The following is a 15336-nucleotide window of genomic DNA, read 5'->3' on the forward strand; positions in this document are numbered from 1 at the left end:
TCGCGTGCTCGAACTGGTGCCCAAGACGGCTGTGAAGGCAGCTGCCGCAGCGTAACGCTCCGCCGCGGAGACGGTGGATTCTACAAGGAGGCCAACACATGAAGACGTGTCTTGTCGTCGACGATTCCGGTGTGGTGCGCAAGATCGCGCGCCGCATCCTCGAAGCCATGCAGTTCGCGGTCATCGAAGCCGAGGATGGCGCGGTGGCGCTCGAGGCCTGCAAGCGCGCGATGCCGGACGCGGTGCTGCTCGACTGGAACATGCCCGTGATGGACGGCTTCGAATTCCTCGTGCAACTCCGCCGCATGGCCGGTGGTGACGCGCCGAAGGTGGTGTTCTGCACCACCGAAAACGGCATCGATCACATCTCGCGCGCGCTGCATGCCGGCGCCAACGAGTACATCATGAAGCCATTCGACAAGGACATCGTGATCGCGAAATTCCAGGAAGTGGGTCTGCTGGCGCTCGATGCGTCGGCCGAAGCCTAATACCCAGTTTCACCCTTTGCCTTTGCGAGGCTCCCGTGACGCCCCCTGACTACGAGTATCTGCGTAAGCTCCTCAAGGACCATTCCGGTCTCGATCTGTCCGCGGACAAGCAATATCTGATCGAGAGCCGCCTGCTGCCGCTGGCGCGCAAATGCGGCCTGTCCGGCATTCCCGACCTGGTGACGAAGATCAGGGCCGGCTCGTCCTCGCACACCGTCCAGGTGGTCGAGGCCATGACCACCAACGAGACGTTCTTCTTCCGCGACAAGGTGCCGTTCGACCACTTCCGCGACACCATCATGCCCGACGTGCTGAAGGCGCGTGCCGCGCGCCGCAGCGTCCGGATCTGGTGCGCCGCCGGCTCGACCGGGCAGGAGCCCTATTCGCTGGCGATGTGTCTGAAGGAAATGGGCGCCGCGCTTGCCGGATGGCGGGTGGAGATCATCGCGACCGATCTGTCGCAGGAGGTGCTGGAGAAGTCGAAGGCTGGCATCTACAGCCAGTTCGAGGTGCAGCGCGGGCTGCCGATCCAGTTGCTGGTCAAGTACTTCAAGCAGTCGGGAGAATTCTGGCAGGTCAATCCCGAGTTGCGCTCGATGGTGCAGCATCGCCAGCTCAACCTGCTGCACGATTTCTCCCAGCTCGGCACGTTCGATGTGATCTTCTGCCGCAACGTGCTGATCTATTTCGACCAGGACACCAAGATCAACATCTTCAACCGCCTTGCCCGCCTGATGGAGGCCGACGGCTTCCTGGTGCTGGGCGCGGCTGAAACGGTGGTCGGCCTGACCGATACGTTCAAGCCGATTCCCGAGCGGCGCGGCCTGTACCGGCCGAGCGGGGTGCGGCCGGCGCTTGCGATGCCACGGGCCGCCATGGCGGTCGGATATTGAGCGATGACCGAGGACGGCAGATCAATCGAGCGTGTCACGTTCAGCCGCGGGGTCGATGTCTGCATCATGGCCATCGACGGCACCTGGCGGCGTGACTGCCAGCTCAATGCCATCTCGGACAATGATGCGGCGCTGACCGTCGAAGGTTCCATTCAGGGGCTCAATCTGAAGGAATTCTTCCTGCTGCTGTCGTCGACGGGACTTGCCTATCGCCGCTGCGAACTGGTCCGCGTCAACGGTGCCGACATGGACATCAGCTTCCTCAAGGGCAAGCCGAGCAAGCGGCGATCCGCCGCCGACGACGAGCGGGCAAGAGCTTGACGTCGAGGGCCCGACGCCGCCGGCACGGCGCGGTCTTTAGTCAATCCGGATGTGTGGAACGGATCGCCGCCCCATGGGTTGGGACGTCGTTGGGACGATTTGCGCGATCGTGAAAAGGCGGGAGGTTGCTGGTCCGGCGGATCAGTTCAGCAGGCGCGCCGGTGCGTCCGAAACGTGTAGCCGATCGAGTGCCACGCCGAGGCCGGCGTCGCATGCCTTCAGGGCTGTGGACGCGGCGACGTATCGCGGGCTGACGTCGTCGAGAAGGAAGATGTTTGCGGCGGCGTCTTGCTCGGCCAGCAACGCCTCGCGCGCGATCGCGGCCTCGATCAGCCGCAGGCTCGCCTGGACGTGACCGATCAGCGCGACCAGGTCCGCCATGATCAGATTGTAGGGATCATTGCCGTCGTCCGAACACGCCGTGACGCTTTCCGCGGCTGCATTTTCCATGCATGCTTCTCCACTGTCCCCCACTTTTAGGGAGCGTGGTGCTACTTGTGCGTTAAGCGGACGTCCCGTACAAATACGGGTCCATTGATCAATTTGGTCAAGACATCTCTTGTGCGGTCAGGTCAGCACGCTTCACCACTGATGGACGATGCATATGGTTGAGAATGGCGCTCCTCGCGGGGAAATCTTCGTAGTCGACGACGATCCAGCCGTTCGCGAGACGCTTTCCGTGGTCCTGTCGACCGCCGGCTACAAGGTGATCTGCTTTGCGGACGGCGCCGCACTGCTTGCAGTGGCTCGCAGCAGGACGCCGGCCTGCATCCTGCTCGACGTGCATATTCCCGGTAAATCCGGTCTCGATATCCTCAGAGAGCTTCACGGTGAGGATTATCCGGCGCCGATCTTCATGATTTCGGGGCAGGGCGACATCGCGATGGCGGTCAGCGCCATCAAGAACGGCGCGCTCGATTTCATCGAAAAGCCGTTCCGTGGCAATGAAATCGTCAGCCGTCTCAACGAGGCGATCGACGCCTATACGAGACGCCAGGCCGAGACTTCGGCGTCGCGCGTCGCTTCGCTGCATTTTCCGGGGCGCGAACCGCTGACCCGCCGTGAGCGCGAGGTGCTCGAACAGTTCACCGCGGGCGCCTCCAACAAGGAGGCCGGGCGTCAGCTCGGTATCAGTCCGCGCACGATCGAGGACCATCGCGCCAACATCATGAAGAAGCTCGGCGCGCGCAATGCCGCCGATCTCGTCCGGATCGTGATGACAGCGCAGCGCCAGGGTTGATCGGGACTACAAAAGCCCGTTTGTCATTGTGGCTTCCACATCGCGCAGTTTGTGCGATGCACGCTGCTCAACACCGAGCGCCGGACGTCAGGTTCGAAATTCGAGCCTATGCATGCTACAGGGCATATACGCAGAGGCCCCGCGCATGCGCGGCAATATCCAGACACATCGTTGCGATGAGCCTGGCAGCAAAGAACCTGGCATCGAAAAACTCGGCATCAAACTTGGCGCAAGGAAGATGACAAAAAAGACCAAGACCCCAGACCAATTGCGTAGCGCGCGATGGTTTGCTCCCGACGATCTCAGAGCCTTCGGCCATCGCTCCCGCGCGATGCAGATGGGCTACGCGCCGGAGGAATGGCGCGATCGGCCGGTGATCGCGATCATCAACACCTGGTCCGATGCGCAGCCCTGTCACATGCACTTCAAGAGTCGGGTCGACGACGTCAAGCGCGGCGTGCTGATGGCCGGCGGCTTTCCGCTCGAGCTGCCGGCGTTGTCGCTGTCGGAATCGCTGCTGAAGCCGACCACGATGCTTTACCGCAACATGCTGGCGATGGATGCCGAGGAACTGCTGCGCGGCCATCCGGTCGACGGCGTGGTGCTGATGGGCGGCTGCGACAAGACGACGCCCGGGCTGTTGTTGGGAGCCACCAGCATGAACCTGCCGGCGATCTATCTGCCGGCCGGTCCGATGCTGCGCGGCAATTGGAAGGGCCGCACGCTGGGCTCCGGCTCGGATGCCTGGAAGTACTGGGACGAGCGGCGTGCGGGGAAAATCTCCGACAAGGACTGGGTCGACATGGAGGCCGGCATCGCCCGCAGCTACGGCACCTGCATGACGATGGGCACCGCCTCGACGATGACCGCGATCGCCGAAGCCATCGGCATGACCTTGCCCGGCGCCTCGTCGATCCCCGCGGCCGACGCCAACCACATCCGGATGAGCTCGGAGGCCGGACGCCGCATCGTCGAGATGGTGTGGGAGGATCTGACGCCGCAGCGGATCCAGACGCGGAAGGCCTTCGAGAACGCCATCACGGTCGCGATGGCGATGGGCTGCTCGACCAACGCGATCATCCATTTGATCGCGCAGGCGCGCCGCGCCGGCCAGGACATTTCGCTCGATGATTTCGAGATCGCGAGCCGCAAGGTGCCTGTCATCGCCAATGTGCGGCCGAGCGGCGACCTCTATCTGATGGAGGATTTCTTCTATGCCGGCGGGCTGCCCGGCCTGATGAACCGCATCAAGCCGCATCTGCATCTCGACTGCATCACCGTCACCGGCAGGACACTTGGCGAGAACATCGCGGGCGCCGAGGTCCACAACGACGACGTCATCCGCACCGTCGACAACCCGATCTACAAGGGGGGCGCACTGGCGGTGCTGAAGGGCAATCTCGCCCCCGATGGCTGCGTGATCAAGCCAAGCGCCTGCGATCCGCGCTTCCTCAAGCACAGCGGGCCGGCACTGGTGTTCGACGATTATCCCTCGATGAAGAAGGCGGTCGACGATCCCGATCTCGACGTCACGGCCGATCACGTGCTGATCCTGCGCAATGCTGGCCCACAGGGCGGGCCGGGCATGCCGGAATGGGGCATGCTGCCGATCCCGACCAAGCTGGTGAAGCAGGGCGTGCGCGACATGGTGCGGCTGTCGGATGCTCGGATGAGCGGCACCAGCTACGGCGCCTGCATCCTGCACGTCTCGCCGGAATCGTTCATCGGCGGCCCGCTGGCGCTGGTGCGCAACGGCGACCGTATCACGCTCGACGTTGCCGCGCGCACCATCGACCTCGACGTGCCGGAGGCCGAGCTCGCCGGACGCCGCGCGGAGTGGAAGCAGCCCGAGAAGCGCTTCGAGCGCGGCTATGGCTGGATGTTCTCGAAGCACATCAAGCAGGCCAATGAGGGCTGCGACTTCGATTTCCTCGAGACCGGGTTTGGCAAGCCGGTGGGCGAGCCGTCGATTTACTAGCTGTCGTTCCGGGGCACGCGAAGCGTGAGCCCGGAACCCATTTGTCCACAGCGCATGCGGCCCGATGGATTCCGGGCTCGCGCTGCGCGCGCCCCGGAATGACGAAAGAGCACCATGTCGAAACTCAGCGACGCCACCCGCAATAAACTCAAAACTGTCTCCACCGCCACCGTCGCGACCGCGCTGTTCAAGCGTGGCTTCCGTATCCAGATGATCCAGGACGTGCATCCCCTGAGCCCCGATCAGCCGACCATGGTCGGCGAGGCCTTCACGCTGCGCTACATGCCGGCGCGCGAGGATCTCAATACGATCGAGGTGTTTCGCGATCGAGCGCACCCGCAGCGCAAGGCGATCGAGGATTGCCCCGTGGGTGCGGTGCTGGTGATGGACAGCCGCAAGGATGCGCGTGCGGCGTCGGCTGGCGCGATCCTGGTGACGCGGCTGATGAAGCGCGGCTGCGCCGGCGTCGTCACCGACGGCGGCTTTCGCGACTCGGCCGAGATCGGGCGGCTTGGCTTCCCGGCATTCCACCATCGCCCGAGCGCACCGACCAACCTCACCTTGCATCAGGCGATCGAGATCAACGTTCCGATCGGCTGCGGCGACGCGCCGGTGTTTCCCGGCGACGTGATCCTCGGCGACAGCGACGGCGTCATCGTGGTCCCCGCCCATCTCGCCGACGAGATCGCCAACGAGACCTTCGAGATGACCGCGTTCGAGGATTTCGTCACCGAGCAGGTGCAAAACGGCCGCGGCATCTTCGGTCTTTATCCTGCGACGGACGAGCAGACGCTGAAGGATTTTGCAGTGTGGCGGAAGGCGAAGGGGCGGTAGCGGCACTCTCCACCGTCGTCCCGGCGCAGGCCGGGACCCATAACCACAGGGCGAAGTTTGGCGAAGATCGGCAGTTGCGTTGCACGCCGTGGGACTACGACTTCCTCTCTCGATAGATAACGCGGTATGGGTCCTGGCCTTCGCCAGGACGACGATGGGGAGATAACGGGCAAAACTATCCGGACCCGTCGCTCGGATGAGCGTAGCGAAATCTGCGCTACGAAGGCTACACCTCCGCCTTCTCAGCCATCCCCACCGCCCACAGCGCGAACGCGTAGACGATCGCGACCTCGTCCAGCCGGTTGAAACGGCCGGAGACGCCGCCGTGGCCGGCGCCCATGTTGGTGCGCAGCAGCACAGGACCGCCGCCACGCATGGTGGCGCGCAGCCGCGCGATCCATTTCGCCGGCTCCCAATAGGTGACGCGCGGATCGGTGAGCCCGCCCATGGCCAGGATCGCCGGATAATCCTTCGCCGCGACATTGTCGTAGGGCGAATAGGACAGGATGGTCCGGAAATCCTTCGCGCTCTCGATCGGGTTGCCCCATTCCGGCCATTCCGGCGGCGTCAGCGGCAAGGTGTCGTCGAGCATGGTGTTGAGCACGTCGACGAACGGCACCTCGGCAACGATGCCGGCGAACAGGTCGCCGGCGCGATTGGCGACCGCGCCCATCAGCATGCCGCCCGCCGAGCCGCCATGCCCGACGATGCGCTTCTCACCGGTGTAGTTCGCATCACACAGCGCGCGGCCGGCGGCGGCGAAATCGTCGAACGTGTTGGTCTTCTTCTCGCGCTTGCCGTCGAGATACCAGCCCCAGCCCTTATCGGCGCCACCGCGGATATGGGCGATCGCATAGACGAAGCCGCGGTCGACCAGCGACAGCCGGTTGGCGGCGAACGATGCCGGCATCGCCATGCCGTAGGAGCCGTAGCCATAGAGCAGCAGCGGCGCCTTGCCGTCGCGCACGAAGTCCTTGCGATGCAGGATCGAGACCGGCACTTGCGCGCCGTCATGCGACGTCGCCATGATGCGCGTGGTGACGTAGTCGGCCGGGTTGTGGCCGGACGGGATCTCCTGGCGCTTGCGCAACACCCGCGTCCGCGTCGCCATGTCGTAGTCATAGACCTCCGACGGCGTCGTCATCGACGAATAGGCAAAGCGCAGATTGGTGGTGTCGAACTCGTAGCCGCCCATGGTGTCGAGCGAATAGGCTGCCTCGTCGAACGCGATCGCGTGCTCCTCGCCCGTCTTGAGGTCGCGGATGATGATCGCCGGCAGTGCGTTGGCGCGTTCCAGCCGCACCATGTGGCCGGCATAGAGCTCGACGTCGAGCACATAGACGCCCTCGCGATACGGGATCAGGTCGCGCCAGTTGGCGCGCGCTGGGGAGCCGAGCGGCGCGGTGACGACCTTGAAGTCGATGGCGTCGTCGGCATTGGTCAGGATGAACAGTTCGTCGTCGCGATCGGCGATCGAATATTGCACGCCTTCCTCGCGCGCTGCGACCAGGCGCGGCGGCGCGTCGGGATTGCTGAGATCGATCAGCCGCTGCTCCGAGGTCTCGTGATCGCCGCCGGCGATCACGCAGAAGCGGCCGCTGGCGCTCTCGTGCAGATGGGTGAACCAGCCGGAATTCTGCTCCTCATAGATCAGGATGTCGTCGGCCTGTTTGCTGCCGAGCCTGTGGCGCCACACCTGCATCGGGCGGTGATTGTCGTCGAGCTTGACGTAGAAGAAGCTCATGGAATCCGCGGCCCAGACCACGCCGCCGTCGGTCTCCTCGACGAGGTCGTCGAGATCGCCACCGGTGGCCCAGTCGCGCACGCGGATCGAGAAATACTCCGAGCCCTTGGTGTCGGCGCTCCAGGCATGCAGGCGGTGATCGTTGGAATGCCGGCTGCCGCCGAACTTGAAATATTCGTGGTTCTTGGCCAGCGCGTCGCCGTCGAGCACGACATGCGCCGCGCCGCCGTCGCGCGGCGTGCGGGCGAACAGCTCGTGCTGGCCGCCTTCGCGGAATTTCCTGAAATAGGCGAACGGGCCGTCCGGCGACGGCACGCTGGAATCATCCTCCTTGATCCGCCCGCGCATCTCCTTGACCAGCCGCTTCTGCAAGCCGCCGGTATGGCCGAGCAGGCTCTCGGTATAGCCGTTCTCGGCTTCGAGATAGCTCCGGATGTCGGGATCGAGAATCGACGGATCGCGCAGCACCTCCTGCCATTTCGGATCCTTGATCCACGCATAGTCGTCGGTCACCGTGATGCCGTGGGTGGTGAAGGAATGCGGCCGGCGCGGCGCGACGGGGGGCGATGTCTTGGTGGAGTGGGTCACGCGATCCTCATGGTGCGGGGTTCCGCTTTATATCGGGATGAATGTGGCGATTGCCAGATGGGGAGGGGTAGTTGTGAGCTCCGATCCATCCCCGTCATTGCGAGGAGCGGAGCGACGAAGCAATCCACCTATCCTGCTGCGGACAGATGGATTGCTTCGCTTCGCTCGCAATGACGGCCGTGCGAACTACCCATTCCGCAGCTTCGCGCCCGCATTGCCGCCGGACATCGGAATCTGGTTCACCGCCAGCACCACGGCGAAGGTGATCACCAGCATCGCGATGCCGAGCACGGCGATCGCGGCGAGGTCGCCGCCCTCGTTGAGATCGTAGATCAGGACCGACAGCACCTTGGTCTGCGAGGTGAACAGCACGATCGCGGCCGATAGTTCCCGCATCACGCCGATGAAGATGAAGCACCAGGTCGCGATCACGCCGGTGCGCAACAAGGGCGCGGTAATCTGGCGGAGCGCCTGCAACCTGGTCGCGCCGAGGATGCGGCTCGCCTCCTCGAGTTCGGGATGGATGGTCGTGAATGCCGCCTGCAATTGCTGATAGGCCGATGGCAGATTGATGGTGAGGAAGGCCAGCAGCAGGATCCACAGCGTGCCGTAGAGCACGAAGGGCGGCCGCGTGTAACTCAGGAACAGGCCGACGCCGAGCACGATGCCGGGAACGGCAACCGGCGCGGTGGCGAGGAAGCCGAGCACGCGGTGGCCGGCGATCACCTTGCGCGTCGTGACATAGGCGATGACGAGCGCCAGGATGGTGCCGATCGTCGCGGTCGCGGTGCCGAGGATCACCGTGTTCTTCAGCGCAAGCTGCGTCGACGACAGCTCGGTGAATACGAAGATGATGTTGTGCAGGGTCGCCGTCGACGGCATCACCAACGTGGTGGCATTCGGCGAGAACGCGGCGTTGAGCAGTGCGAGATAAGGCAGGAACACCGGGCAGAGCAGCACCAGCAGGCAGAAGCCGAGTGCGGCCCAGCGCCAGCCTTGCAGTTGGACCCGGCGCGGCGCGCCATACTTGCCGCCGATCACCGAATAGGAGCGGCGGCCGAGCAGCGCCTTCTGGCCTTGCAGCAGCAGGATGGTGAGCACCAGCAGCGGCACCGCGGCGGCGGCCGCAAGCTCGAGCTTGGGCGGGTACTGGAACAGGCTCCAGATCTTGGTCGTCATGGTGTGGAAGCCGGCCGGCAGCGCCAGGATCGCCGGCGAACCGAACAGCGTCATCGCTTGCAGGAAGGCGATCAACGCGCCGGCGACCAATGCCGGCAGCGCGAGCGGAATGGTCACTCGCCGCGCCGTGGTCCAGGCATTGCCGCCGAGGATCGCGGAGGCATCCTCCAGCTCGCCCGGCATGGTGTCGAGCGCATTGGCCACCAGCACGAACACGAACGGGAACGTGTAGCAGGAGATCACGAAGATGATCCCGGTCATCGAATAGATGTTGAACAGCGCATCGGCATCCTCGCCGGCGAACAGCCGGTAGAGCTGGTTCAACAGCCCGGAATTCGGCGCCGCCAGCAATTCCCAGGCGACCGCGCCGAGGAACGGCGGTGTCACGAACGAGGCCGTCACCAGCGCACGGATGGTCTGCCGGCCCGGCATGTCGGTGCGCGACACCAGCCAACTGATCGGCGCCGCGACGATGCAGCAGATCAAGGCCGACACGGTCGCGATGATCGCGGTCGTCAGCAGCGGATCGAGGAAGTCGGGATTGCTGAACAGGGTGACGAAGTTTTGCAGCGTCGGATGGCGGTTCTTGTCGGTGAAGGCGTAGATCGCCAGCCACGACAGCGGCAGCAGGATGAGCAGGACGAGCACCGCCGCGAACAGCCACAGCACGGGGCGGGTCCAGTCGATGCGGGGGCGAAGAGCGGGGGAGGTGGTGGTTGTGGTCATGCGAGATGTTTCCACCCGTCATTCCGGGGCGCGCACAGCGCGAGCCCGGAATCCATCGGGCTGCAAGTGACGGCGGTGAAATGGATTCCGGGCTCTCGCTTCGCGAGCCCCGGAATGACGGCGGTGAGTATGGCGGTGCGCTCCATCCTCACACCCGAAACAGCCGCGCATAGCGCGTCTTGATCTCTTCGGTCATCGCCTCCACCCCCGCCGGATCCTCCTTCATCAGCTTGATGTCGGATAGCTTGCGCCGGCCGGCCTTCGGTTGCACCTGGGCGTGCAGCGAATACTGGCCGGTGAAGTCGACGAAGAATTGCTGGGTCTCGCGGGTATGCAGCCAGGCCTGGAACAGCTTGGCGGCGTTCGGATGCGGCGCCGTGGCGAAGATGCCGGTCGGTCCCGAGATCGTCGGCGTGCCCTCGGTTGGATAGACCGCCTCGACCGGCTGTCCGGCCTCCTTCAAGAGCACGATGCCGTACTCATTGCCGTCGGCCATGACCGCGCGCTCGCCGAGCGAGAGCTTCTTCGGCGGATCGGTCGAGGACTGCACCTGCATGACGCGCTGTTTGGAAAGTTTCTCCAGATACGGCCAGCCGAGCTCGCGCACGATCTGGAACGTGGTGGTCATGATGGTGCCGCTATAGGCCGGGTGGCCCTTCACCATCTTGCCGACCCATTTCGGGTCGAGCAGATCGGCAAAGCTCTTCGGCGCGTCCCCGGCCTTCACCAGATTGGTGTTGTAGGCGATCGACGATAGCCACAGCCGCGTGGTCACGGCCATGCCGTCCGGATCGCGATAGCCATCCGGGAAACACTTCGCGACGTCTTCGGGGACGAACGGCATCAGCCAGCCGCTTTTCTTCCAGGGAATGAAGTGCGAGGCATCGGCGCTGTTGACGACGTCGGCGGCGTGGATGTTGGAATCGAATTCCTGCGCGACGCGCTGGAACAGCCGCTCCGAGCCGGATCGCTCGATCTGCACCGTGATGCCCGGATAGGCGGCCTCGAACGCCTTGCCGAGCTTTTCGCCGACCGGCAGGTCCATCGACGAATAGAATACGAGCTGACCTTCCTTCTTCGCGGCCGCGACGAGCTCGGGCGTAATCGCGACCGGCGCGGGTGCCGCGGCGCGTGCCGGCGAAGCGAACACCGCGCCGGCGGCAAGCGCCGCCGAGGCTTTCAGGACATCGCGTCTGGAAATCGCCTTCCGCATCGCGTTCCTCCGTTTCTTGTTGTTATCGGCTCAGCGCGCGGCAGCGTTCGGGCGGCAGTGTCAACCAGACCTCACTGCCCTTCTCGACCGCGGTCTCGGTCGGCGTGGTCACCCGCAGCGAGGTGCCGTCAGCGGTTTCCACCATGTAGTCGCGGTTCATGCCGAGATAGACCTGCCGCGTCACGACGGCCTTCAGCGTGTTCTGCGTCGCCGTGGGGGCCTGGGTCGAGAGCTGGATCTCATGCTGGCGGATCGCGACCGGCGCGGTCTGGCCGGCGGCGAGCCTGGCGCCGACCACTTCCAGCGTGGCACCGGCGAACGCCACATGGCTCACGTCGCGCGCGGTGCCCTTGATCACATTGGCAGCGCCGATGAAGCGCGCGACGAATTCGGATTCCGGCCGCGCATAGATGTCCTCGGGCGTGCCGAGCTGGTCGATCTTGCCGGCGTTCATCACGGCGATCAAATCGGCGGTCGTCATCGCCTCGGACTGATCGTGGGTGACGTAGACGGTGGTGTTGCGATATTCGTCATGTAGCCGGCGAATCTCGAACCGCATCTCCTCGCGCAGATTGGCGTCGAGGTTGGACAAGGGCTCGTCGAGCAGCAGCGTCTCGGGGCCGACGATCAGCGCGCGGGCCAGCGCGACGCGCTGCTGCTGGCCGCCGGACAGCTCGCCCGGATAACGCTGCGCCAGCGGTTCCAGCCTGGTGGTCGCCAGGATCGCGGCGAGCTTCTTCGCGATCGTGTCGCGATCCATTTTGCGCAGGCGCAGGCCATAGACGATGTTCTCGGCCACCGTCATATGCGGCCACAGCGCGTAGCTCTGGAAGATCATCGACATGTTGCGCTGCTCGGGCGGCAGCGTGCGCGCCCTCGACGACACCACGCGGTCGCCGACGCGAATCTCGCCGTCGGATGGTTCGAGGAAGCCTGCGATCAGCCGCAGCGTCGTGGTCTTGCCGCAGCCGGACGGCCCGAGCAGGCAGACCAGCTGGCCGTGATCGATCGTGAGGGAGACATCATCAACCGCGACAAACGAACCAAACCGCTTGACCAGGCCGCGCAGTTCCACCGATGCCAAGCGATCCCTCCATTTGACTTTGTCGCAGGGATCAGTGCCCGGCTGTTGCCGGCAGTAAAGCGGAAAACGATGACGACGAAAAGTGGAGGGGCCTTCTCAATAAGTCGTGGCAGCCGTTCCGTCACCCGACGGAGCGCTCTCCGGATGTTTCAGCGGGTTTGTACTTTCTTCGCGGCGGGCAGTGTGGCCGTCGATCCTTCGAGACGGCCGCTGCGCGGCCTCCTCAGGATGACGGGATGAATGGATTCATCCGCAGCTTGAAGGACAGGCCTACGCCTTCACGTTCTCGCCGAGCCACTGGATCGCGGCGTCGGCGCCGGCCTTGCCGTGCGGGATCTTCAGCGCGGTCAGCGCGACCTCGACGACGCCGAGCGTGCCGAGGATCATCGGCGCGTTGACGTGGCCCATATGCGCGATGCGGAACGCCTGGCCCTGCAAATCACCGATGCCGGTGCCGAGCACCACGCCGCATTTCTCCTTGGCGTAGCGCTGGATCGCGGCGGGATCGGCGCCCTTCACGGTCACGGTCGTCACCGTGTTGGAACGCTCCGTGGGCTCGGCGATGTTGAAGCCGAGCACCTGTCCCTCGGCCCAGACCGCGACAGCACGACGCACCGCTTCGCCGAGCAGCCGGTGCCGCTCGAAGGCATTCTCCAGCCCCTCGGCGTGCAGCATGTTGATCGCCTCGCGCAGCGCGAACAGCAGATGCACCGGCGCGGTGCCGGCATATTTGCGGTAGTGCTCGCTGCCCTCGCGCTCGGTCCAGTCCCAATAGGGCGTGCGCAGGTTGGCCTTCTTGTGGGCGTCCCAGGCACGGTCGTTGGCGGCGACGAAGCCGAGGCCGGGCGGCGTCATCAGGCCCTTCTGCGAGCCTGACATCGCGACGTCGACATACCATTTGTCCATCTCGAACGGCATGCAGCCGAGCGAGGCGACGGTGTCGACCATGAACAGTGCGGGATGGCCGGCGGCCTTGATCGCCCTGCCGATCGCCTCGATGTCGTTCACCGCGCCGGAGGCGGTATCGATCTGCACCGCCAGGATCGCCTTGATCTTGTGTTCCGTGTCGCGCTTGAGCCGTTCTTCGACCTCGGCCGGGCGGATGGCGCGGCGCCAGTCGCCCTTCAGCACCTCGACCTCGGCGCCCATCGCGGCCGCCGCCATGCCCCAGCCGATCGCGAAGCGGCCGCTCTCCAGCACCAGCACCTTGTCGCCGCGCGACAGCACGTTGGAGAGCGTCGCCTCCCAGGCGCCGTGGCCGTTCGAGATGTAGATGTAGGATTTACCCTTGGTGGCGAACAGGTTGGAGAGATCGCGCAGCAGGCTTTCGGTCAGTTCGACCATCTCGGCGGAGTAGATGTCGAGCGCCGGGCGGTGCATCGCCTGCAGCACCTGATCGGGCATTGTGGTAGGCCCGGGGATGGCCAGAAATTCCCGGCCCGCGCGAACGGTCATCGTCCTGTTCCTTTTGGGGTAAGCGCGCAAATCATGCGTGTGAGGGGTCAGGCGCGGAGACTATTCCATCGCGGCCCTGATTGCGAGCCGGGCGAAGCAATCCAGCATTTCCAAAAGCGCGGGACACGCGCCTCATTTGTCGATCGATTCCACCACCGCGTGCCAGATCTGGTCCTTGAATTCGGTCGCGGCGGGGCTCGGGATCTGCGCGACGCTGCCGTGGTTCTTGCTGCACGCCTCGACCAGCCGCAGCACCCAGATCTCGCCGTCGGTGTAATAGAGATCGCCGCCGCCATTGCGGCCATTGAGGGTCGGGCCGATGCCGGTGACCTGATATTTCGCGGTGACCATGCCGGCGGATTCGAGATCGGCGGCGAGCTGCGCGCGCTCGGCGTCGAGATCGGGGGCGATATGATGGGTCACCGCGCCGGTGTAGTGGCTGACGCCGACGCCGCGGTCGAGCGTCGCGGCACCAAGCCACACCGGCCGCTTCTCCTCGCCCTGATCGAGCACCCGCCAGAGCCGCACATGGTTGCGGCGATCCGCGCTGGTGCCGACCGGCCGCTCGAAGGCGAGATCCTCGCGGCGGCCGAGATAGAACAGGTTGCTCACCGGCGCATCCTTGTAGGGACGATCGAGCAGTACGGAGCCGACGATCTCGATCGAGGATTTCAGCGTGACCGGATCGGCGGGAAACCAGCCGGCCTCGTGCATCGCGCAAACCACGTCCTTGGTGTCGCCGATCAACCCGACATTCATCGGGTCACCGGGAATCCCTTGCGCGGTGCGGGTCACCATCGGCAGGTTGGCGAGGCCCTTCTGGTGCTCGTGATGCGTCCACAGCGCCGGCAGCACCAGATAGGCCGCGATCAAATAGATGACCAGCACGAACAGCAGCAGTTGCAGATAGCGCAGCCGCTTGCGACGGTGCGCCGCTGGCGGGTTGATCTCGACGTCGGTCACGGCACACGCTTCCGGATCACTACGTCGCGCGCCTCAGCGCCGCGTCTCGCGGCAGCCGGCGGCTTCGGCTTCCTCGACCGAGCAGAACCAGCGCGTGCCCTTGGAGATCTTCATCTCGATCCGCGCGTACCAGCGGCTGGTCGGCTGGTGGAAAATGCATTCACCGGAGCGGTTGACGTTGCCCTTGATGGTGCAGTCGGGCGAGGGCGCCACCGGGCCGGAGGCGGAGGCTTGCAGGATCGCGTGTGCACTCTCCGGCACTTTCACCGCACCGAGCACGGTGGTCTTCTTGTTGCGCACCCGCCAGTCCCACGGCGCGATGAACGCGCCCTGCCACATCCCGGCCTTGGCTTCGCGCGCCGCCTTCTCGTCCGCCTCGTAGTCGTGCGAGACGCGGAGATAGGCCAGCGCCCAGCCATTGCTGACCATCCATTTCTGGATGTCCTCGCCGTCGACCTCACAGCGCGCGATGGTGCGGCCGCGGCGGTCGACCGAGCGGGCGTGACAGGTCCAGCTCTTGTTGCCGGCATACTTGACCAGTTCGTCGCGCGCCGCGACGCCGCAGGTCCACCGCTCGCCCTTGGTGTTGAGGCAGAGCTGGTCGGTCGACGGCGCGCGACGAACTGGTCA

13 protein-coding genes and 1 pseudogene are annotated in these 15336 nt (G+C 64.9%); 6 read left to right on the forward strand and 8 right to left on the reverse strand.

The annotated features are described in order from the left end of the window. The first annotated feature begins 98 nt into the window (after window positions 1-98). Genes B2W55_RS17595 through B2W55_RS17605 form a run of 3 tightly spaced genes read left to right on the forward strand, consistent with a single transcriptional unit; the run spans window position 99 to window position 1702 of the window. Window positions 99-488 carry a response regulator gene (locus tag B2W55_RS17595; protein ID WP_024583691.1) on the forward strand — a complete coding sequence of 130 codons (390 nt, stop codon included), beginning with the start codon at window positions 99-101 and terminating at the stop codon, window positions 486-488. A 35-nt stretch (window positions 489-523) separates the two neighbouring features. Beyond that, window positions 524-1381 (forward strand): CheR family methyltransferase, encoded by an 858-nt coding sequence (locus B2W55_RS17600; protein ID WP_024583690.1) that lies wholly within the window; start codon window positions 524-526, stop codon window positions 1379-1381. 3 nt (window positions 1382-1384) lie between these two features. After that, window positions 1385-1702 carry a hypothetical protein gene (locus B2W55_RS17605; RefSeq protein WP_024583689.1) on the forward strand — a complete coding sequence of 106 codons (318 nt, stop codon included), beginning with the start codon at window positions 1385-1387 and terminating at the stop codon, window positions 1700-1702. A 141-nt stretch (window positions 1703-1843) separates the two neighbouring features. Here the strand turns inward: B2W55_RS17605 and B2W55_RS17610 are convergent, their stop codons facing one another. Continuing rightward, window positions 1844-2152: a hypothetical protein gene (locus tag B2W55_RS17610; RefSeq protein ID WP_024583688.1), complete on the reverse strand. Its 309-nt coding sequence runs from the start codon at window positions 2150-2152 to the stop codon at window positions 1844-1846. A gap of 154 nt (window positions 2153-2306) precedes the next feature. On the opposite strand from B2W55_RS17610, the gene B2W55_RS17615 reads away from it, so the two are divergent. From B2W55_RS17615 to B2W55_RS17625, 3 genes are all read left to right on the forward strand, one after another. Then, window positions 2307-2942: a response regulator transcription factor gene (locus B2W55_RS17615; RefSeq protein ID WP_024583687.1), complete on the forward strand. Its 636-nt coding sequence runs from the start codon at window positions 2307-2309 to the stop codon at window positions 2940-2942. Window positions 2943-3180: 238 nt separating this feature from the next. Then, window positions 3181-4920, forward strand: coding sequence for an L-arabinonate dehydratase (araD, locus tag B2W55_RS17620; protein ID WP_024583686.1), 1740 nt, complete (start codon window positions 3181-3183; stop codon window positions 4918-4920). A 114-nt stretch (window positions 4921-5034) separates the two neighbouring features. Continuing rightward, the gene (locus B2W55_RS17625) at window positions 5035-5754 is read left to right on the forward strand and encodes a ribonuclease activity regulator RraA (RefSeq protein WP_024583685.1); all 720 of its coding nucleotides are present in this window, start codon (window positions 5035-5037) and stop codon (window positions 5752-5754) included. Window positions 5755-5980: 226 nt separating this feature from the next. Here the strand turns inward: B2W55_RS17625 and B2W55_RS17630 are convergent, their stop codons facing one another. The 7 genes and pseudogenes from B2W55_RS17630 to B2W55_RS17660 all read right to left on the reverse strand — a co-directional run. Next, on the reverse strand, window positions 5981-8086 hold the full coding sequence (locus B2W55_RS17630) for a S9 family peptidase (protein ID WP_024583684.1): 2106 nt from the start codon (window positions 8084-8086) through the stop codon (window positions 5981-5983). 186 nt (window positions 8087-8272) lie between these two features. Next, window positions 8273-9991, reverse strand: coding sequence for an ABC transporter permease (locus B2W55_RS17635; protein WP_024583683.1), 1719 nt, complete (start codon window positions 9989-9991; stop codon window positions 8273-8275). Window positions 9992-10139: 148 nt separating this feature from the next. Next, window positions 10140-11204 carry an ABC transporter substrate-binding protein gene (locus B2W55_RS17640; protein WP_024583682.1) on the reverse strand — a complete coding sequence of 355 codons (1065 nt, stop codon included), beginning with the start codon at window positions 11202-11204 and terminating at the stop codon, window positions 10140-10142. A gap of 22 nt (window positions 11205-11226) precedes the next feature. Further along, window positions 11227-12279, reverse strand: coding sequence for an ABC transporter ATP-binding protein (locus B2W55_RS17645; protein ID WP_244442296.1), 1053 nt, complete (start codon window positions 12277-12279; stop codon window positions 11227-11229). A 279-nt stretch (window positions 12280-12558) separates the two neighbouring features. Beyond that, entirely contained in the window at window positions 12559-13743 is a 1185-nt protein-coding gene (locus tag B2W55_RS17650; protein ID WP_024583680.1) for a pyridoxal-phosphate-dependent aminotransferase family protein, read from the reverse strand. 132 nt (window positions 13744-13875) lie between these two features. Further along, window positions 13876-14706, reverse strand: coding sequence for an LssY C-terminal domain-containing protein (locus B2W55_RS17655; protein WP_024583679.1), 831 nt, complete (start codon window positions 14704-14706; stop codon window positions 13876-13878). 33 nt (window positions 14707-14739) lie between these two features. Continuing rightward, window positions 14740-15321 (reverse strand): annotated as a pseudogene (locus B2W55_RS17660) (thermonuclease family protein); the annotation flags it as partial. Window positions 15322-15336 lie beyond the last annotated feature (15 nt).

Origin of the sequence: Bradyrhizobium sp. UBA2491, assembly GCF_002341725.1 — a bacterium.
Taxonomy (GTDB): domain Bacteria; phylum Pseudomonadota; class Alphaproteobacteria; order Rhizobiales; family Xanthobacteraceae; genus Bradyrhizobium.